Annotated in this window: 18 protein-coding genes; 13 read left to right on the top strand and 5 right to left on the bottom strand. The window is 58.7% G+C overall.

Annotation, left to right across the window (positions count from 1 at the left end):
* The first annotated feature begins 241 nt into the window (after positions 1 to 241).
* From QRN20_RS25255 to QRN20_RS25240, 4 genes are read left to right on the top strand one after another with little or no spacing between them, the layout of a single operon-like run.
* Complete coding sequence (locus QRN20_RS25255; protein WP_058432785.1) at positions 242 to 1,207, top strand: sulfonate ABC transporter substrate-binding protein; 966 nt, start codon at positions 242 to 244, stop codon at positions 1,205 to 1,207.
* A 28-nt stretch (positions 1,208 to 1,235) separates the two neighbouring features.
* Positions 1,236 to 2,033 (top strand): aliphatic sulfonate ABC transporter permease SsuC, encoded by a 798-nt coding sequence (ssuC, locus tag QRN20_RS25250; protein WP_004882835.1) that lies wholly within the window; start codon positions 1,236 to 1,238, stop codon positions 2,031 to 2,033.
* Complete coding sequence (ssuB, locus tag QRN20_RS25245) at positions 2,030 to 2,842, top strand: aliphatic sulfonates ABC transporter ATP-binding protein (RefSeq protein WP_088236195.1); 813 nt, start codon at positions 2,030 to 2,032, stop codon at positions 2,840 to 2,842. Before ssuC ends, ssuB begins: the two co-directional genes overlap by 4 nt.
* A gap of 26 nt (positions 2,843 to 2,868) precedes the next feature.
* Positions 2,869 to 3,084: a TOBE domain-containing protein gene (locus QRN20_RS25240; RefSeq protein WP_002555770.1), complete on the top strand. Its 216-nt coding sequence runs from the start codon at positions 2,869 to 2,871 to the stop codon at positions 3,082 to 3,084.
* Between the two features lie 120 nt (positions 3,085 to 3,204).
* Here QRN20_RS25240 and QRN20_RS25235 read toward each other — a convergent pair whose 3' ends face one another.
* Positions 3,205 to 4,542 (bottom strand): delta-60 repeat domain-containing protein, encoded by a 1,338-nt coding sequence (locus QRN20_RS25235; RefSeq protein ID WP_122425615.1) that lies wholly within the window; start codon positions 4,540 to 4,542, stop codon positions 3,205 to 3,207.
* Between the two features lie 233 nt (positions 4,543 to 4,775).
* On the opposite strand from QRN20_RS25235, the gene QRN20_RS25230 reads away from it, so the two are divergent.
* Positions 4,776 to 5,882 carry an RHS repeat-associated core domain-containing protein gene (locus QRN20_RS25230; protein WP_122425616.1) on the top strand — a complete coding sequence of 369 codons (1,107 nt, stop codon included), beginning with the start codon at positions 4,776 to 4,778 and terminating at the stop codon, positions 5,880 to 5,882.
* A 6-nt stretch (positions 5,883 to 5,888) separates the two neighbouring features.
* On the opposite strand, the gene QRN20_RS25225 is transcribed toward QRN20_RS25230, so the two are convergent.
* Both QRN20_RS25225 and QRN20_RS25220 read right to left on the bottom strand, forming a co-directional pair.
* Positions 5,889 to 6,521 (bottom strand): TetR/AcrR family transcriptional regulator, encoded by a 633-nt coding sequence (locus QRN20_RS25225; protein ID WP_073169270.1) that lies wholly within the window; start codon positions 6,519 to 6,521, stop codon positions 5,889 to 5,891.
* Positions 6,522 to 6,598: 77 nt separating this feature from the next.
* A complete protein-coding gene (locus tag QRN20_RS25220; protein ID WP_122425617.1) occupies positions 6,599 to 7,528 on the bottom strand; it encodes a 2-hydroxyacid dehydrogenase in 930 nt (309 codons plus the stop codon).
* A gap of 282 nt (positions 7,529 to 7,810) precedes the next feature.
* Between QRN20_RS25220 and gabT the strand changes: the two genes are divergently transcribed.
* From gabT to QRN20_RS25205, 3 genes are all read left to right on the top strand, one after another.
* Positions 7,811 to 9,115, top strand: coding sequence for a 4-aminobutyrate--2-oxoglutarate transaminase (gabT, locus tag QRN20_RS25215; protein WP_122517961.1), 1,305 nt, complete (start codon positions 7,811 to 7,813; stop codon positions 9,113 to 9,115).
* 79 nt (positions 9,116 to 9,194) lie between these two features.
* Positions 9,195 to 9,851 (top strand): HAD family hydrolase, encoded by a 657-nt coding sequence (locus QRN20_RS25210; RefSeq protein WP_058432788.1) that lies wholly within the window; start codon positions 9,195 to 9,197, stop codon positions 9,849 to 9,851.
* 47 nt (positions 9,852 to 9,898) lie between these two features.
* Complete coding sequence (locus QRN20_RS25205) at positions 9,899 to 10,387, top strand: Lrp/AsnC family transcriptional regulator (RefSeq protein ID WP_002555947.1); 489 nt, start codon at positions 9,899 to 9,901, stop codon at positions 10,385 to 10,387.
* Positions 10,388 to 10,444: 57 nt separating this feature from the next.
* Here the strand turns inward: QRN20_RS25205 and serA are convergent, their stop codons facing one another.
* On the bottom strand, positions 10,445 to 11,674 hold the full coding sequence (gene serA, locus QRN20_RS25200) for a phosphoglycerate dehydrogenase (protein ID WP_004882828.1): 1,230 nt from the start codon (positions 11,672 to 11,674) through the stop codon (positions 10,445 to 10,447).
* 161 nt (positions 11,675 to 11,835) lie between these two features.
* Here serA and QRN20_RS25195 point away from each other — a divergent pair, with 161 nt between their 5' ends.
* The 4 genes from QRN20_RS25195 (at position 11,836) to QRN20_RS25180 (ending at position 16,098) form a co-directional block, all read left to right on the top strand.
* On the top strand, positions 11,836 to 13,230 hold the full coding sequence (locus tag QRN20_RS25195; protein WP_058432789.1) for a D-2-hydroxyglutarate dehydrogenase: 1,395 nt from the start codon (positions 11,836 to 11,838) through the stop codon (positions 13,228 to 13,230).
* A gap of 72 nt (positions 13,231 to 13,302) precedes the next feature.
* Positions 13,303 to 13,968: a fumarylacetoacetate hydrolase family protein gene (locus tag QRN20_RS25190; RefSeq protein WP_029243862.1), complete on the top strand. Its 666-nt coding sequence runs from the start codon at positions 13,303 to 13,305 to the stop codon at positions 13,966 to 13,968.
* Positions 13,969 to 14,147: 179 nt separating this feature from the next.
* Positions 14,148 to 15,080: an SdiA-regulated domain-containing protein gene (locus QRN20_RS25185; RefSeq protein WP_096767305.1), complete on the top strand. Its 933-nt coding sequence runs from the start codon at positions 14,148 to 14,150 to the stop codon at positions 15,078 to 15,080.
* A 109-nt stretch (positions 15,081 to 15,189) separates the two neighbouring features.
* On the top strand, positions 15,190 to 16,098 hold the full coding sequence (locus tag QRN20_RS25180; RefSeq protein WP_163003927.1) for an SdiA-regulated domain-containing protein: 909 nt from the start codon (positions 15,190 to 15,192) through the stop codon (positions 16,096 to 16,098).
* 70 nt (positions 16,099 to 16,168) lie between these two features.
* Here QRN20_RS25180 and rpiA read toward each other — a convergent pair whose 3' ends face one another.
* Complete coding sequence (rpiA, locus tag QRN20_RS25175) at positions 16,169 to 16,840, bottom strand: ribose-5-phosphate isomerase RpiA (protein ID WP_096767303.1); 672 nt, start codon at positions 16,838 to 16,840, stop codon at positions 16,169 to 16,171.
* 145 nt (positions 16,841 to 16,985) lie between these two features.
* Here rpiA and QRN20_RS25170 point away from each other — a divergent pair.
* The coding region (locus tag QRN20_RS25170; protein WP_122503556.1) for a pyridoxal-phosphate dependent enzyme at positions 16,986 to 17,170 on the top strand (185 nt) is incomplete at its 3' end.

Raw genomic sequence — 17,170 nt, 5'->3', positions numbered from 1 at the left:
GCTTGAGATCACGCTGATCGTTCCTACGCTCCGCGTGGGAATGCCGCTCAGGACGTTCTGCGTCCGGGCTTGAAGCGACACGGTACGTCCAGATTCAAGATGGGTTCAAAGCGACGCTCTGTATATCTCCATATGGAATAACCAAATGAATAAATGAGATTTATAGATATAAAAAATCACTGTTACTGTCTCCTTCATTCCGGCGGTCCCCGCCACCCAAAACCCGGTAAAGGAGCGCGCCATGCGCACTGTCATTTTGCGTCGAGGTCTGGCCGCTCTGTTGGCTGCAGCAGTCACGTTCGGTGCCCTGAGCCAGGCTCAGGCCGAGGACCTGCGTATCGGCTATCAGAAATACGGCACGCTGGTACTGCTAAAAGCCAAGGGTTCGCTGGAAAAGCGTCTGGCCGAGCAGGGCGTGAAGGTGCAGTGGACTGAATTCCCCGGCGGCCCGCAATTGCTGGAGGGCCTGAACGTCGGCTCCATCGACTTCGGTGTCACCGGCGAAACGCCGCCAGTATTCGCACAGGCGGCCGGTGCCGACCTGCTCTATGTGGCCTACGAGCCGCCAGCGCCGACCAGCGAGGCGATTCTGGTGCCCAAGGATTCTCCGATCACCTCGGTCAAGGACCTCAAGGGCAAAAAAGTCGTCCTCAACAAGGGCTCCAACGTGCATTACCTGTTGGTCCGCGCGCTGGAAGATGCAGGCCTGAAGTATTCCGATATCCAGACCGTGTTCCTGCCGCCCGCCGACGCCCGTGCCGCCTTCGAACGCGGCAGTGTCGACGCCTGGGTCATCTGGGACCCGTACCAGGCCGCTGCCGAGAAACAATTGCAGGCGCGTACCCTGAGAGACGGTTCCGGCATCGTCGACAACCACCAGTTCTATCTCGCGACCAAACCCTATGCGCAGAAAAACCCCAAGGTGATTCAGGCGCTGATCGAAGAAGTGCGTGCGGTGGGCGAGTGGTCAAAGGCCAATCCCGAGGAAGTGACCAAACAGGTTGCGCCGCTGCTGGGGCTGCCAGCCGATATCACGCTGACCTCGGTCAAGCGTCAGGGCTACGGCGCGCTGTTCATCACGCCGCCCGTGGTCGCGGCCCAGCAGAAGATTGCCGACGCCTTCTTTCAGCTCAAATTGATTCCCAAGCCGCTCAGCATTGCTGATGTGGTCTGGACGCCACCCGCTGCTGTTGCTCAAGCACAGTGATCCACAGGCCCTTCTAGGAGACCACTCCATGAGCCTCAGTGCTTCGCAACGCCTCATTCACCGGCTGGCGCCCTGGGCGTTACCTGTTTTGCTGCTGGCGGTCTGGCAACTGTCGGTCAGCGCCGGCTGGTTATCCACACGTATTCTGCCTGCACCCAGCGCTGTCATCGAAGCCGGTGTGACGCTGGTTTCCAGCGGTGAAATCTGGACACACCTGGCCATCAGCGGCTGGCGTGCAGGTTTGGGCTTTGTGATCGGCGGCGGTATCGGCCTGGCGCTGGGCTTCATCACCGGCCTGAGCAAGTGGGGCGAGCGCCTGCTGGACAGCTCGGTGCAGATGATCCGTAACGTGCCGCACCTTGCGCTCATCCCGCTAGTGATTCTGTGGTTCGGCATCGATGAAACCGCCAAGATCTTTCTGGTGGCGCTGGGCACGCTGTTCCCGATCTACCTGAACACCTATCACGGCATTCGCAATATCGACCCGGCCTTGGTGGAAATGTCGCGCAGCTATGGCCTGTCCGGCTTCAGCCTGTTTCGCCATGTGATCCTGCCAGGCGCCATGCCTTCGATCTTGGTCGGCGTGCGCTTCGCGCTGGGCTTCATGTGGCTGACGCTGATCGTGGCTGAAACCATCTCGGCCAGCTCCGGCATCGGCTATCTGGCAATGAACGCCCGTGAGTTTCTGCAAACCGACATCGTGGTGCTGGCAATCGTGCTGTACGCCGTGCTCGGCAAGCTCGCCGACCTGGCGGCGCGGGGTCTGGAACGGGTCTGCCTGCGCTGGCACCCGGCCTATCAAGTCAGCAAAGGCGGTGCCGCATGAGCAATCTGAAACAACAACCGGCACATCTGTTGCGCGGCATTCCACTGGCGATTCAGAACATCAAGAAGGCGTTCGGCTCGCGTGAAGTGCTCAAGGACATCGACCTGCACATTCCGGCGGGACAGTTCGTGGCCGTGGTCGGTCGCAGCGGCTGCGGCAAAAGTACCTTGCTGCGCCTGCTGGCCGGACTCGACAGCCCGACTCAAGGCGCGCTGCTTGCAGGCTCCGCACCGCTTGGCGACGCCCGCGAAGACACGCGCCTGATGTTTCAGGAAGCACGTCTGCTGCCGTGGAAAAAGATTATCGACAACGTAGGCCTTGGCCTGACGGGCGACTGGCGCGGACAGGCTCTCGAAGCGCTGGAAGCGGTCGGTCTGGCCGAGCGCGCCAACGAATGGCCCGCCGCATTGTCCGGTGGACAGAAGCAGCGCGTCGCACTGGCGCGGGCTTTGATTCACAAGCCGCGCCTGCTGTTGCTCGACGAACCGCTGGGTGCGCTGGATGCGTTGACGCGCATCGAAATGCAGCAACTGATCGAAAAACTGTGGCACCAGCATGGCTTCACTGTGCTGCTGGTGACGCACGATGTCAGCGAAGCCGTTGCCATTGCCGACCGCGTGATCCTGATCGAAGAAGGACGCATCGGCCTCGACCTGCTGATCGATCTGCCACGCCCAAGAGCGCGTGGCTCGCATCGTCTCGCGGCGCTTGAAACCCAAGTCCTCAATCAGGTGCTGGCCATTCCCGGCTCGCCGCCTGAGCCTGAACCTTCTTCACCCTTGCCCACGCAACTGCGTTGGGCGACTTAACTCCGATCCCCAAAGGAAGACCTGCCATGACTATCAAAGCCATCAACGTTCGCAACCAGTTCAAGGGCACCATCAAGGAAATCGTCCACGGTGACGTGCTGTCCGAAATCGATGTACAGACCGCGTCCGGCGTCGTGACGTCGGTGATCACCACCCGCTCGGTCAAAGAGCTGGAGCTGGTGGTGGGCAGCGAAGTGATTGCTTTCGTGAAATCCACAGAGGTCTCGATCGCCAAACTGTGAACACGCTTAAACACCCGACCCCGAACGGTGAAGACCCTTCGGGGTTTTTATCATTGTGCTCGGCAGGTTGAGGTGCTCATGAAAGACCTCTCGCCCTGCTTGCAAAGACCGGGCATACACTCAAGAAGGCAGTGTAAATCGTGCTACAACGGGGTGACTGATGTCCACATTGCCACCCACCAGTAATGCTCCATCTTCCTGTAGCTTCAGAGCGGTAATTCGATCCTGACTGCCCATTTCCGACTTGGCCCATCCAGAGTCGGTAAAAGACTTATCGGCAGTGCCATCAGGCAACAGGCGTGCGACAAATCCCGCACCATTATTGGTGCCCTGCCAAAAACTTCCGCCAATGATGAGCCGCTTGAGCGCATCAATTTCGATGCCGTACAGCAGGGTTGCCGACTCATCGATTGAATAAAGCATTGGACGGCCACCACTGAACTGGCTGTCTGGAAGTCCATCCGCGTTCAGTTTGAACAAGGCACCTTGATAGCTCTTTACGTCAGCCGGGGACGCATTACCAAAGCCCCAGTAGCCGCCATCGTCATCAGGCCGTAAATCAACGATATAGCGCACTGTTGCGTTTTCACCCGGCGCGGGATCGAACATCAAGTAGCCCGCTGCGCCATAACCGGTGTCAACTGAGCCATCTGCATTCAGACGAGCGATGAAGCCTGTTGACGCGTATTTACCCTCAACAAGTTTCTGCATGGATCCCCAAATGAGATGTTGGCCGTCCTTCAATGTCAGCTGGTTTCTCAAACCCACAAGCCCACCGGCTGATGCGTGCCTGATTGTGGTAACGCCGCCGTCTCCGAACGATGCGTCCAGTGCACCTTGATCGGTGTATCTCAGAACGTAGGCATCGGGGAGGTTTTGAAGGGTGGCGTAAACGATAACGCCTGAATCTGACAGGTGTTTTGAACTGCTCGCAGCCGCTTGTTGAGACATGGCGGCCTGAAGAACGCCAGCTTCCGGTTCGACGGGCGGATCGGGCCTGACTGGCGTGCTTGCAGAACCCGCTTTTCCTTGTGATTCCAAAGGCAGGTATTGAACGATAAACCCGTTTTGATTACCCCCGAACGTTGAATCCAGTTTGCCAGATTTGTCGACGCGGGCCAGACCCAACGCACTGGCTCCATGAGCCACAGGGCATAGCAGGTATTTTTCATCCGGCAACGTAATAACCTGATTGAAAACCCAGGCAAAGTTCGACGCATCGAATTGCGGGATTATGTAGCCTGAATCTCCGTACGATGTGTCCAGCTTTCCAGCGTCAGAAAGACAGACGAGGCCGCATTGAGAGGCGTCGGAAAAGCATGAAATGATTTTTTCGTCCGAGCGTTGTTCGACCGCATACACGATGCCGGTCCCCAGAGCCTTCAGTCTGGATATGCCGCCTTCACCAAAACCGGTGTCCAGCAGGGGGCCTTTGGATTGCTTGTCTTGATGACTCATGATGTTCCCTCATCATAAAGAGTGGATGTATTGACGTGGTCATCCATGGTTTCTGGAAAGACATTGCCTTCGCCAGCCAATCATCGAAACGCCACGCTGTAAAGTGTGCGCCTGTCGGCTCTGCAGGAAGCGGCTGTTGGTCGGCGTTAGGGACCGGGCTAGCAGTTTTGACAGGTGTCGCCTGTGCCCGGTTTGCAGGATGCTGAGCGTCTGTTGCTCTTGGAGGGCTCAACATGGCATTCCTCGAGCGCACATTGCTCTGCCGCTATCGCTACGATGCGCAGGATCGACTGACCGCCAGCGAGTCCGCAGCGCAGCCCGAGCTACGGCGCTTTTACCGGAAAAGCCGTTTGGCGACTGAAATCCAAGGCTCCGTGAAGCGCATTATTTTTCAGCATGACGATCTGCTGCTGGCCCAGGCAAAGGTCGAAAATGCTGACACCATCGTCAATTTTCTTGCCACCGATCAACAGCGCTCTGTGCTCAATAAGTTGGGCAGTTCCGGCCCGGAACCGATGGCCTATACGCCTTACGGATATCACCTCGCTGAAGTCAATACGGCCTCATTGATGGGCTTTACCGGTGAGCGCTGCGATCCCGTGACCGGTCATTATTTGCTGGGCAACGGTTATCGAGCGTTCAACCCGGTGTTAATGCGGTTCAACAGTCCGGACAGCCTGAGTCCGTTCGAGGAGGGGGGCTTGAATGCGTATGCCTATTGTCAGGGGGACCCGGTTAATTTTGATGATCCGACAGGGCATATGCCCAGGTATTTAGCATTACTTAAGATGCAGCCTGCCAAGCGCGCAATGGTTTTTGGGGCTGAACATTCTTCGCTGCCAAGAGTGATGGGGTCATTACCTGCAGGGCACGCCGTTCCCGGAGTGGGCAACGGGGTTCCCGTTTCATCAACGGTTGCCAGTACAGCCTCTGTTGCCTCGCGATCACCCACTCAGCCAATACCGTCTTCCGAAGTCAATGTAACCTCGCCTTCTGTTGCGAAACCAGGCCGGTCCAGAAAGCGCAATGCGCTACGGGATGATGGAGCCGCCAAGGTCAAAAAAGCAAAAAGGGAATATGAGTCTGCAATGGAAAGTTTTGCTGTTACCAACAGTTTGCTTGGGGCAGATCCTTATCTGCTCGGACGACTCGATGCCCGAGCAACGCTTCGGGAGGCCGCATACAGAAAACTGAATAACGAATATATGGATGCAAATCGGTCAAAGCCAGGCTTCAGCCAAGCAGCGTTTGATGAGAATCTGTCTCTGCTGAACGCTGCGAACAGAAGGATAGAAACTTATGCCCAGACGTCTAGTGAAGTGGCCACCATTCGTCAATAAGGGCTCTCAAACAGATCTCTTCGGCAAATAAACCGGCAAGTACAACCCCACATACGCATCAAACACCCGCATCCCTTCCACCGCCATGCGCGGGGTAATCTCACCGTGCAGTTGCACCGACCGGGCATACACCCGGTCGCCTAGCTCCATGGCCAGTGCGAACACGTCCACGTCGTCCGGCAGCGCGGGCAGGTGGAAGTGGCGGTTGAACACCTCGAGCATCAAGTGGCCCAGTTCAATGTCGTGCTGACGGTCAGCCTGATTGATCTCGGTCAGGCCGTGCTGCGCCAGGATCAACTGGCGTGCGGCGGCGTCGGCGTTGTAGATGTCCAGCATGCGCATCTCCACCACCCGCGACAGGTCTCGCCAGTTGTCGAGCGAATCATGTTCGATAGGGGCTTGCAGGGAGGCCCGGAACGCCGCGTGAATGTCTGCCGTCAGCGCTTCAAGCAAAGCGGGCACGCTGGCGAAGAAGTGATAGACCGACGACGGAGGAATGCCGGCGCGTTCCGCGACGCTGTAGATCGACAGGCTGGCCACGCCTTCCGACGCCAGTAGCGTGCGGGCCGCGTCCAGAATCGAGTCGATTCTGGCCTGGCTGCGTGCTCGGGGTTTGCGCGGGGCGGCGGTGCGGGTCATGACGAGGCTCTCGGTTGAACGAGCGCCATTGTAAGACAAACCCTTCATGCCTGTCGGTAAGCGAAGCGGCTCGTGGTTCAGTAACCCTGGCCGCGATCCACCTGACCCTTCATGACTTCGCCACGCTCGAAGCGTCGAATATTGTCCAGCAGTCCGGGAAACGCGCTTTCCGGCTGGGTCATGGCCGCCACGTGCGGTGTCAGCAGGATATTCGGATGCGTCCAGAACGGGTGATCCGCAGGCGCGGGCTCCTGTTGCATCACGTCCAGTACCGCCGCGCTAAGCTGGCCACTGTCCAGCGCTGCCAGCAGATCGTTTTCCACCAGATGCCCGCCGCGGCCCATGTTGATCAGCGCAGCGCCTTGCGGCAGTTGCTCGAACAGCCTGCGATTGAGGATGCCTTCGGTGTGCCCGGTCAACGGCAGCACGCACAGCAGAATGTCGCATTGACCCAAGAAGGTTGGGAGCTGCTCTTCACCAGCATGGCATTTCACGCCCTCGATGTGATGCTCGCTGCGTGCCCAGCCTGACAGCTCGAAACCGAATGGCTTGAGGCTCGACAGAATCTGCTGCGCCTGCAGGCCCAGCCCCATGACACCCACTCGACGTTTATGAGCGGGCGTCAATGGATGCGATTTCCAGCGTCCTTCTACCTGTTGTTGCCGATAGCGCAGCATGTCGCGGTGCAGACTCAGTACCGCAAACGTCGCGTACTCGCACATGCCCCGGCTGATGCCCGGATCGAGCAGGCGCGCGACCGGCAGCGATTTGGGGATACGGCTCAGGTCCAGTTGATCGACCCCTGCCGACAAGGCGAACAACACCTTCAGGTTCGGCAGCACTTCCTGCAGATCATCCGGTGCCAGCCAGGCGCCCAGATAATGAACGTCCTCGGGGTTACCGATGTTCGGCCATTCCCGCCATTCGATGTCCGGCGCGTGCTCGGCGAACAGCAATCGCCAGCGTTCGGCGCGTGCAGGATCGGCTTTGTAGAGGAAGGCGGGCATGGGCTTTTCCTGAGTATGAGAGTGGGGCTCCATCTTGCCGCAACTGTGAAGCACGATCTGTTGAAAGGCCCGTTCTCAAGCGCTGTACGCGCTGAAAAAAAGCGTTTTGCGGCAGATTGACCGGGCCTTCGAGGGCGTGAAGGAATCTGCCGTTTGCACGGTGAAAAACAGTCGATATGGACTTCTGAGGGGCCAAGTTCGGCTTAGATCGTTTCGCCGAACGCTTAACCTGAACAGCATCGCAGCCACCCGCCGGTTGCCTGGCTCACTATAGGTAAAACCATGAACAGCAAAGTCGACGAAACACCTCATCTGCTCCGTCAGCGCGATCAGTTCGTGCCGCGCGGCATTGTCACGGCCCACCCGCTGGTCATCGACCGCGCGCAGGGTTCCGAGATGTGGGACGTCGACGGCAAGCGTTACCTGGACTTCGTGGGTGGCATCGGCGTGCTGAACATCGGTCACAACCACCCGAACGTGGTGAAGGCCATTCAGGGCCAACTGGAAAAAGTCACCCATGCCTGTTTTCAGGTGGCGTCCTACCAGCCTTATGTGGATCTGGCCAAGCGCCTGAGTCTGCTGGTTGCAGGCCAGAGCGGCATCGATCACAAGGCTGTGTTCTTCACGTCCGGTGCCGAAGCGGTGGAAAACTCGGTAAAAATCGCCCGCGCTCATACCAATCGCCCGGCGATCATTTCATTCCGTGGCGGCTTTCACGGTCGTACGCTGCTCGGCACCACGCTGACCGGCATGAGCCAGCCGTACAAGCAGAACTTCGGGCCGATGGCGCCCGAAGTGTTTCACACCCCGTACCCGAACGAGTACCGCGGTGTCACCAGCGAAATGGCGTTGGCTGCGCTGCATGAATTGCTGGCGACCCAGGTTGCGCCTGATCGCGTGGCGGCCATTCTCATCGAGCCTGTGCAGGGCGACGGTGGTTTTCTGACCGCTCCGGTCGAGTTTCTGAAAGCGCTGCGGGCGCTGACCGAGCAGCACGGCATCGTGCTGATCCTGGATGAAATCCAGACCGGTTTCGGTCGTACCGGCAAGTGGTTCGGTTTCGAGCACGCCGGGATCCAGCCGGATCTGGTCACTGTCGCCAAGAGCCTGGCGGGCGGCATGCCGTTGTCGGGCGTGGTCGGTCGCGCCGAGATCATGGACGCACCGCTTCCGGGCGGTCTGGGCGGCACCTACGGCGGTAATGCGCTGTCCTGCGCCGCCGCGCTGGCGGTCATCGACACCTACGAACAGGAAAATCTGCTGGCGCGTGGCGAGCAACTGGGTCAGCACCTGCGTGCCGGGCTGCTCAAGCTGAAAGAGCGTTACAGCTGCATCGGTGATGTGCGCGGCACCGGCTTCATGCTGGCCATGGAAATGGTCAAGGATGACGCCCAGCGCAGCCCCGACGCCGACCTCAACTCGAAAATCATCGATCAGGCACGCATCGGCGGACTGCTGGTGATCAAGTGCGGCGTGTACCGCAACGTGTTGCGCTTCCTGGCACCGCTGGTGACCACTGAGCAGCAGATTGACGAAGCACTGACCATCCTCGACGCCGCGCTGGCACGAGTATTGAAATCCAACTGAGCCCAGGCCCGGTCATGGCGTTGCAAGACGCTGCGACCGGGCGCCGTGGTTCACTGTTGGAAAGGAGACGTTGCCTGCCATGGGGCTTATTGATTACCGCGCACTGCTGATCGATTGTGATGAAGTTCTGGTGGATCGCGACTCCGGGGTGTGGACCGCCTTGCAGCCGCTGCTGGACAACGCCATGTCCGCACCGGACCGGGATGCTGTGCTGACCGAATTCAACGCGGTCATCGCCACGCTCTATCCGCGTTTTGATGAACTGGGCTTCAGTGGCCTGTTGTGTTTTGCCCATCGCCAACTGGCCGAGCGACTGGGCATCAAGACCAGTTGGGAGGAGGGCATGACCTTCGCCCGTTCGGTACCCAACTGGACGCTGTTCGAAGACGCTCCAGGCGCCATGCTCTATCTGCGCAAGTTCTATCGACTGCTGGTCTACGCCGATCGTGATCTGCAGGACCGAGGTCTGCTCTGCGAGCGGCTGGGGCTTGAGCCTGACAGTCTGCTGTCGCTGACGACGCATCCACTGGACGATCCGCAATGGCTCGCCGGGATGGACCTGGACCCTGCCGAAACCCTCGTGGTATCGCGTCCGCCCGCCACTGCGTTGGGCAACGGCGGTCTCTGTCTGATCCGCAGAAGCCGTGCGCAACACAGCCAGCCATGTCCGGCAGACATCTGTATCAACAGCATGGCCGATCTAGTCGCTCAGCATCAGCTGTCCTTACGGCGCTGATTTTGCTAGAAGGTAGGCACTGTGAACGGCACAACACGAGGTAGGTAATGGAAGGCTTGGTCAAACTGGATCGGATTGATATCAATATCCTGGTAGAACTCCAGAAAGACGGGCGCATGACCAACGTCAGTCTCGCCGATGCCGTCGGGCTGTCAGCGAGCCCCTGCCTGCAACGCGTCAAGCGCCTGGAGTCGGCAGGTTACATTTCCAGCTACAAGGCGCACCTGAATCTCGCAAAGATCACCGAATCGGTCACGGTGTTCACGGAAATATCCCTCAGTGACCACAAGCGCGAAGACTTCGCCAAGTTTGAAGCCAACATCCGTCATGTGGACGAAGTGCTGGAGTGTCACTTGATCAGCGGCGGCTACGACTATTTGGTGCGCTTCATGACCCGCAGCATTCAGCACTATCAGGAAGTGATCGAAGAACTGCTGGACAAGAACATCGGCATCTCCAAGTACTTCAGCTACATCGTCATCAAATCCCCGGTCATGAAAGACGGCGTGCCGTTGCGCAAACTGCTGCGTCACTGACAGCCGACCCACAAAAAAGGAGACCCGAAGGTCTCCTTTTTCAATGCAGCAGGGCTATCAGAACAGAACGCGGCTGCGGATAGTGCCTTTGATGTGCTGCAGCTTCTCTTGCGCCAGATCCGAGTATTCGGCGTCGACGTCGATCACCACGTAACCGACTTTCTCGTTGGTCTGCAGGAACTGACCGGAGATGTTGATGCCGTTCTCGGCGAAGACCTTGTTGATCTCGCTGAGCACGCCGGGGATGTTTTCGTGGATGTGCAGCAGGCGGTGCTTGCCAGGGTGAGCGGGCAGTGCCACTTCCGGGAAGTTGACCGAGGACACCGAGGTGCCGTTGTCGCTGTACTTGACCAGCTTTTCTGCCACTTCCAGTCCGATGTTGGCCTGCGCTTCGGCAGTGGAACCACCGATGTGCGGGGTCAGAATCACGTTGTCCAGGCCACGCAGCGGGCTTTCGAAGATGTCGTCGTTCGAGCGTGGCTCGACCGGGAACACGTCGATGGCCGCGCCGATCAGGTGCTTGTCCTTGATTGCATCAGCCAGGGCGTCCAGCTCGACCACGGTGCCGCGCGCCGCGTTGATCAGGATCGCGCCTTTCTTCATGGCACGAATTTCCTTCTCGCCGATCATCCACTGGGTGGACGGCAGCTCAGGCACGTGCAGGGAAACGATGTCGGCCAGACCCAGCAGTTCGTTCAGGCTGGTGACCTGGGTTGCGTTGCCCAGTGGCAGCTTGGTCAGCGGGTCGAAGAAGAACACCTGCATGCCCAGGCTTTCAGCCAGAACCGACAACTGCGTACCGATCGAGCCGTAGCCGATGATGCCCAGCTTCTTGCCACGGATTTCGAACGAGTTGGCAGCGCTCTTGATCCAGCCGCCACGGTGGCAGGACGCATTCTTCTCGGGGATGCCGCGCAGCAGCAGGATGGCCTCGGCCAGTACCAGTTCGGCGACCGAACGGGTGTTGGAGTACGGCGCGTTGAACACCGCGATACCGCGCTCACGAGCCGCGCCCAGGTCAACCTGGTTGGTGCCGATGCAGAAGCAGCCGACCGCGACCAGTTTCTTGGCGCAATCGAACATTTCTTCGGTCAGTTGGGTGCGGGAGCGGATACCGATGAAATGAGCGTCGGCGATCTTTTCCTTCAGCTCGGCTTCCGGCAGAGACTTGGTGTGGTACTCGATGCTGGTGTAACCGGCTGCCTTGAGGACGTCGACGGCGGATTGATGGACGCCTTCGAGAAGAAGGAACTTGATCTTGCTCTTGTCGAGGGAAGTCTTGCTCATCTGCGTAAACCTGTGTCCCGGAGAAAATTGGCAGGGGGTGGCCGAAACGGCGTCAGGCGCTGTTCACGGGGGGCGTATGCTAGCATAAGCCCCCCGCGAAACCCCATTCTTGAACGTGAACCGTTCTCAGGATGCCCATGAATTGTTCGAGAGTTGAGTCCATGACCCATCCCGCTTTGATTGATGAGCTCAAGACCCTGGTCGACCCCGGCAAAGTGCTGATCGACGAGGATTCCCTGCAGACTTACGGCAAGGACTGGACCAAACAATTCATCCCGGCCCCGCTGGCCATCGTGTTTCCCAAGACCATCGAACAGGTGCAGGCCATCGTGCGCTGGGCCAACGAGCGTCTGGTCGCGCTGGTGCCTTCGGGCGGCAGAACCGGGCTCTCGGCCGCTGCGGTGGCGGCCAACGGCGAGGTGGTGGTTTCGTTCGACTACATGAACCGGATTCTGGACCTCAACCTGACGGATCGCACGGCCGTCTGCCAGCCGGGCGTGATCACCCGGCAATTGCAGACAACGGCTGAAGAAAACGGGCTGTATTACCCGGTCGACTTCGCCTCGTCAGGCTCCAGCCAGATTGGCGGCAACATCGGTACCAATGCGGGCGGGATCAAGGTCATTCGCTACGGCATGACGCGCAACTGGGTCGCGGGCCTCAAGGTCGTGACCGGCAAGGGCGATCTGCTGGAACTGAACAAGGACCTGATCAAGAACGCCACCGGTTACGATCTTCGCCAGTTGTTCATCGGTGCCGAGGGCACGCTGGGCTTCGTGGTCGAAGCCACCATGCGTCTGGACCGTGCCCCGCGAAACCTGACCGCCATGGTGCTCGGCACCACCGACTTCAATTCGATCATGCCGGTGCTGCATGCCTTCCACGGCAAGCTCGACCTGACGGCTTTTGAATTCTTCTCCGACAAATCCTTCGCCCGGGTCATGGCGCGGGGTGACGTGCCTTCGCCGTTCGATACGCCGTGCCCGTTCTACGTATTGCTGGAATTCGAAGCCACCACCGAGGATCTGGCCAATCAGGCGCTGGCGACTTTCGAACACTGCGTCGAACAGGGCTGGGTGCTGGATGGCGTGATGAGCCAGAGCGAGCAGCAATTGCGCAATCTGTGGAAGCTGCGCGAGTACATCTCCGAAACCATCTCGCACTTCACGCCCTACAAGAACGATATCTCGGTCACTGTCTCGAAAGTGCCACAGTTCCTGGCTGAAATTGACGCCATTGTCGGCGAACACTACCCCGACTTCGACGTGCTCTGGTATGGCCATATCGGCGACGGCAACCTGCACCTGAACATCCTCAAGCCGGAAAACCTCGACAAGGACGAGTTCTTCGTCAAATGCGCCCGCGTCAACAAGTGGGTGTTCGAGACGGTCGAGAAATACAACGGCTCGATTTCCGCCGAGCACGGCGTCGGCATGACCAAGCGCGACTACCTGACCTACAGCCGCTCGCCGGTCGAAATCGAGTACATGAAAGCCATGAAAGCGATCTTCGATCCGAACGGCATCATGAACCCCGGCAAGATATTCGCTGTTTGACGACTGTCGTAACGTTTCACAACGCGTTATAAAACCTTATAAAAACCGCCTTTATCAGACTCAGGAGACGTCATGAGCTACCAGCACAAATATGTCGATGGAACGAATATCCACTTTCCGCTGGGCAAAGTGGTGTGTATCGGTCGCAATTACGCTGAGCACGCCAAAGAGTTGGGCAACCCGGTTCCCACCGAGCCGTTGATCTTCATGAAGCCGGGCAGCGCGGTGGTTGCACTGGAAGGCGGTTTCACCATTCCAGCCGACCGTGGTTCGGTGCATTACGAAGCCGAAATCGTGGTACTGATCGGCAAGCCGTTGACCAAGAATCCATCCCGCGAAGAAGTGCTGGATGCCATCAGCGGTTTTGCCCCAGGTCTGGACCTGACCCTGCGTGACGTGCAGTCGCGTCTGCGTGAGAAAGGTCTGCCGTGGGAACTGGCCAAGTGCTTCGATGGCGCTGCGGTCATCGCACCGTTCGTGCCGGCCGAGACCTTTCCGGACCTGACCGACATCGGCATTCGTCTGACCATCAACGGCAAGGTTGTCCAGGACGGCAACAGCAGCCTGATGCTCAACCCGATCGTGCCGATGATCCAGCACATGGCGGCCAACTTCTCCCTTCAGGCCGGTGACATCATCATGACTGGCACGCCAGCGGGCGTAGGGCCGTTCGAAGCCGGTGACCAGATCGTTCTTGAACTGGGCGGCCAGACGCCATTCGAGAGCGTCGTTCGCTAAGCGTTTCGAAAAGCGCTCACCGAAAGCCATCCGGATTAACGTCCGGGTGGCTTTTGTTTGTCCGCTGGGTAATAGTTCATGCCGATTTGCGTTTTTTTCACACCTGTTCTGGATAATCCTGCCGGCCCTTCAAGGGCGATAAGCCCTGTCGACGTTACCTCTGCTCGGGAACACCTTGAATGCCCCTTCCTGCCCAAACGCTGCCTGCCTCCAAGAAACGCTTTGCCTTCATTCGGAGCCTGCGCTGGTATTCGTGGCTGTTGCTGGCGGTCATCATGGGTTACGGCCTGGCCTTTGCGATGCACTGGGATGATCGCGCTGTGCTCTGGGTTCAGGAAAGTTTCGAGAACAAGGCGGGCCGCAGCGCGAGCATCTGGTTGCCGGACTACCATGTAGATATCGATGCCAAAGCGTTGCCCGGCATGGAAAAGGACGAGGCGTCGGACCTGTCTTATAACCCGATCACCAAGACCCTGTTCGCCGTTATGGGCAAGAACGCCTTTCTGGTCGAGCTGACGCTTACGGGTGATGTGCTGCGCAAGATCCCGCTGGTCGGCTGGAGCAATCCAGAGGGCGTGGCAGTGATGAACGACGGACTGATCGCCATCACCGACGAGCGTCAGCATCAACTGACCATCGTCAAGGTCACGGCAGAGACCACGACGCTGAACATCGAGGACTTCCCGAAATACGATCTGGGCAAATCCGACAACCAGAACAAGGGTTTCGAGGGCATTGCCTGGGATCCGCGTCGCCAACAGCTGATACTGGGCGAAGAACGGCCTGCTGCGCTGTACACCTGGAAAAGCGATGGCAGTGACGTGCTCAAGGGCGAGAAACAAAAGCTGCCAAGCCGTTCGCTGGACATGCGCAACCTGTCGTCGTTGAGTATCGACCCGCGCACCGGTCACATGCTGGCGCTGTCGGCGGATTCGCATCTGCTGCTGGAAGTGGACGAGCAGGGCGAACAGGTCAGCTTCATGACCTTGCTGGGTGGCATGAATGGCCTGAAAGAAACGATTCCGCGTGCTGAAGGCGTTGCGCTGGATGAGGCAGGAACGTTGTACATGGTGAGCGAACCGAACCTGTTCTATTCGTTTCGCAAACACTGAGCCAGGACGGCGACACATACTTGGTAAAAAAGTAGCACTACGCCATTAAGCTTGTTTTCAGAATGGCGTGCTATCAATGCCGCCCGCTCAACCTTTTCGAGTCACCCCAATGCGTCGCTCTACCCGCTCTTTGCTCCTGCTTGTCATCCTCGTACCGTTGATCGCCGTGCTGTTTTCCATCGCCAACCAGCGGTACCGTTTCGTGGAGCGTGCTCAGTTCGACTGGCAGATGTTCTGGCAGTCCGATTCGCAGGAAGCCATCGGCCTTGATCAATACCAGGCGGTGATCGAAGGGCAGGTTATCGACGGGCTGACAGACGACGTTTCGGGCCTGAGCTACGATCCTGATCGTAAAAGTCTGTTCACGGTGACCAACCAGAACGCCGAAATGGTCGAGTTGAGTCTCGATGGGCACATCCTGCGACGCATCAAGTTGATCGGTTTCGGGGATGCAGAAGCGGTCGAGTACATCAGTCCTGGCGTGTACGTGATCAGCGACGAGCGCCAGCAGCGCTTGATCAAGGTGCACATCGATGACAGCACCCAGTCGGTGGATGCGGCCAATGCCGAACAACTGACGCTGGGGCTCAACGCGGGCGGCAACAAGGGTTATGAAGGTCTGGCCTATGACCGGCACCGTGAGCGTCTGTTCGTCGCCCGCGAGCGTGATCCGGTGCAGATCATCGAGGTGCGCGGCTTCCCCAAGACGAATGCCGACGGCCCAAGCAATCTTCAGGTTATTTCCGACAGCAAACGCGACGCCGGTCTGTTCGTGCGCGATCTTTCCAGCCTGCAGTTCGACCAGAACAGCGGCCACTTGCTGGCATTGTCCGATGAGTCCAGGCAGATCGTCGAACTGGATATCGATGGCCGTCCGATTGGCAGTAGCTCGCTGAAGAAAGGGCAGATGGGCTTGAGCAAGACCGTGCCGCAGGCGGAAGGCGTGGCCATGGACGATGATGAAGTGTTGTATCTGGTGAGCGAGCCGAATCTGTTCTATGTGTTTCGCAAGCCATAACCCTGCGAAACGTTAGCCAGTTGAAACAAAAGTGCCCACGCAAGGTGGGCACTTCTTCAAGCCGTGACGCTTAGCGGGTCAGGGTTTTTACGCCTTCGGCGGTACCCAGCAACAGCAGATCCGCCGGGCGGGCAGCGAACAGGCCATTGGTGACCACGCCAACGATGCCATTGATCTGTGCTTCGAGCTCCACCGGGTTGGTGATGCTCATGTTGTGCACGTCGAGAATGATGTTGCCGTTATCGGTCAGCACGCCTTCACGGTAGACCGGGTCGCCGCCCAGCTTGACCAGTTGGCGCGCTACATGACTGCGGGCCATCGGGATGACTTCAACCGGCAGCGGAAATGCACCCAGCACCGGCACCAGTTTGCTGCCGTCGGCGATGCAGATGAAGGTCTTGGCGACAGCCGCCACGATCTTCTCGCGGGTCAGGGCTGCGCCGCCGCCCTTGATCAGGTTCAGGTGCTCGTCGCTCTCGTCCGCGCCGTCGATATAGAACTCCAGATCGCTGACTGTGTTGAGTTCATACACTGGAATGCCGTGGCCCTTGAGCCGTGCAGCGGTGGCTTCGGAGCTGGCGACGGCGCCGTCGAAGGCAGCCTTGTGTTTGGCCAGCGCGTCGATGAAGCAGTTGGCCGTGGAGCCGGTGCCGACGCCCACAATGCTCTTGTCGTCGAGCTTCGGAAGGATGAAATCGACAGCTGCCTGGGCGACTGCCTGTTTGAGTTGATCCTGGGTCATGCGGGCTCCACGGTGCCAGAGGTGTGCAAAAGGGCCCGCATTATAGCGGCGAGCGCGGCGTAAAGCCCCGTCATTCGTATGGTCGTGCATCGGAGTGCGGGGTAGACTTGCCGGTCTTGCCCTTTCCGCCAGTGATGTCGTCCCGATGCTTGAACAGTACGTCAAGAAAATCCTCACCTCGCGCGTCTACGACGTCGCCATCGAGACGCCGCTGCACGGCGCGCGTCAGCTTTCCGAGCGGTTGGGCAATCAGGTGCTGCTCAAGCGCGAAGATCTGCAGCCGGTGTTCTCGTTCAAGATTCGCGGCGCTTATAACAAGCTGGCGCAACT

Source organism: Pseudomonas sp. fls2-241-TYG-175, from assembly GCF_030209155.1.
GTDB lineage: Bacteria > Pseudomonadota > Gammaproteobacteria > Pseudomonadales > Pseudomonadaceae > Aquipseudomonas > Aquipseudomonas viridiflava.
This window is presented reverse-complemented; position numbering and strand designations above follow the sequence as displayed.

Coding starts and splice junctions, on each gene's coding strand:
- QRN20_RS25225 (WP_073169270.1), bottom strand. CDS start 6,521: ATGACCCGCACCGCCGCCCCGCGCAAACCCCGAGCACGCAGCCAGGCC.
- ssuB (WP_088236195.1), top strand. CDS start 2,030: ATGAGCAATCTGAAACAACAACCGGCACATCTGTTGCGCGGCATTCCA.
- QRN20_RS25210 (WP_058432788.1), top strand. CDS start 9,195: ATGGGGCTTATTGATTACCGCGCACTGCTGATCGATTGTGATGAAGTT.
- QRN20_RS25205 (WP_002555947.1), top strand. CDS start 9,899: ATGGAAGGCTTGGTCAAACTGGATCGGATTGATATCAATATCCTGGTA.
- ssuC (WP_004882835.1), top strand. CDS start 1,236: ATGAGCCTCAGTGCTTCGCAACGCCTCATTCACCGGCTGGCGCCCTGG.
- gabT (WP_122517961.1), top strand. CDS start 7,811: ATGAACAGCAAAGTCGACGAAACACCTCATCTGCTCCGTCAGCGCGAT.
- rpiA (WP_096767303.1), bottom strand. CDS start 16,840: ATGACCCAGGATCAACTCAAACAGGCAGTCGCCCAGGCAGCTGTCGAT.
- QRN20_RS25255 (WP_058432785.1), top strand. CDS start 242: ATGCGCACTGTCATTTTGCGTCGAGGTCTGGCCGCTCTGTTGGCTGCA.
- QRN20_RS25240 (WP_002555770.1), top strand. CDS start 2,869: ATGACTATCAAAGCCATCAACGTTCGCAACCAGTTCAAGGGCACCATC.
- QRN20_RS25195 (WP_058432789.1), top strand. CDS start 11,836: ATGACCCATCCCGCTTTGATTGATGAGCTCAAGACCCTGGTCGACCCC.
- QRN20_RS25235 (WP_122425615.1), bottom strand. CDS start 4,542: ATGAGTCATCAAGACAAGCAATCCAAAGGCCCCCTGCTGGACACCGGT.
- QRN20_RS25230 (WP_122425616.1), top strand. CDS start 4,776: ATGGCATTCCTCGAGCGCACATTGCTCTGCCGCTATCGCTACGATGCG.
- QRN20_RS25220 (WP_122425617.1), bottom strand. CDS start 7,528: ATGCCCGCCTTCCTCTACAAAGCCGATCCTGCACGCGCCGAACGCTGG.
- QRN20_RS25185 (WP_096767305.1), top strand. CDS start 14,148: ATGCCCCTTCCTGCCCAAACGCTGCCTGCCTCCAAGAAACGCTTTGCC.
- serA (WP_004882828.1), bottom strand. CDS start 11,674: ATGAGCAAGACTTCCCTCGACAAGAGCAAGATCAAGTTCCTTCTTCTC.
- QRN20_RS25190 (WP_029243862.1), top strand. CDS start 13,303: ATGAGCTACCAGCACAAATATGTCGATGGAACGAATATCCACTTTCCG.
- QRN20_RS25180 (WP_163003927.1), top strand. CDS start 15,190: ATGCGTCGCTCTACCCGCTCTTTGCTCCTGCTTGTCATCCTCGTACCG.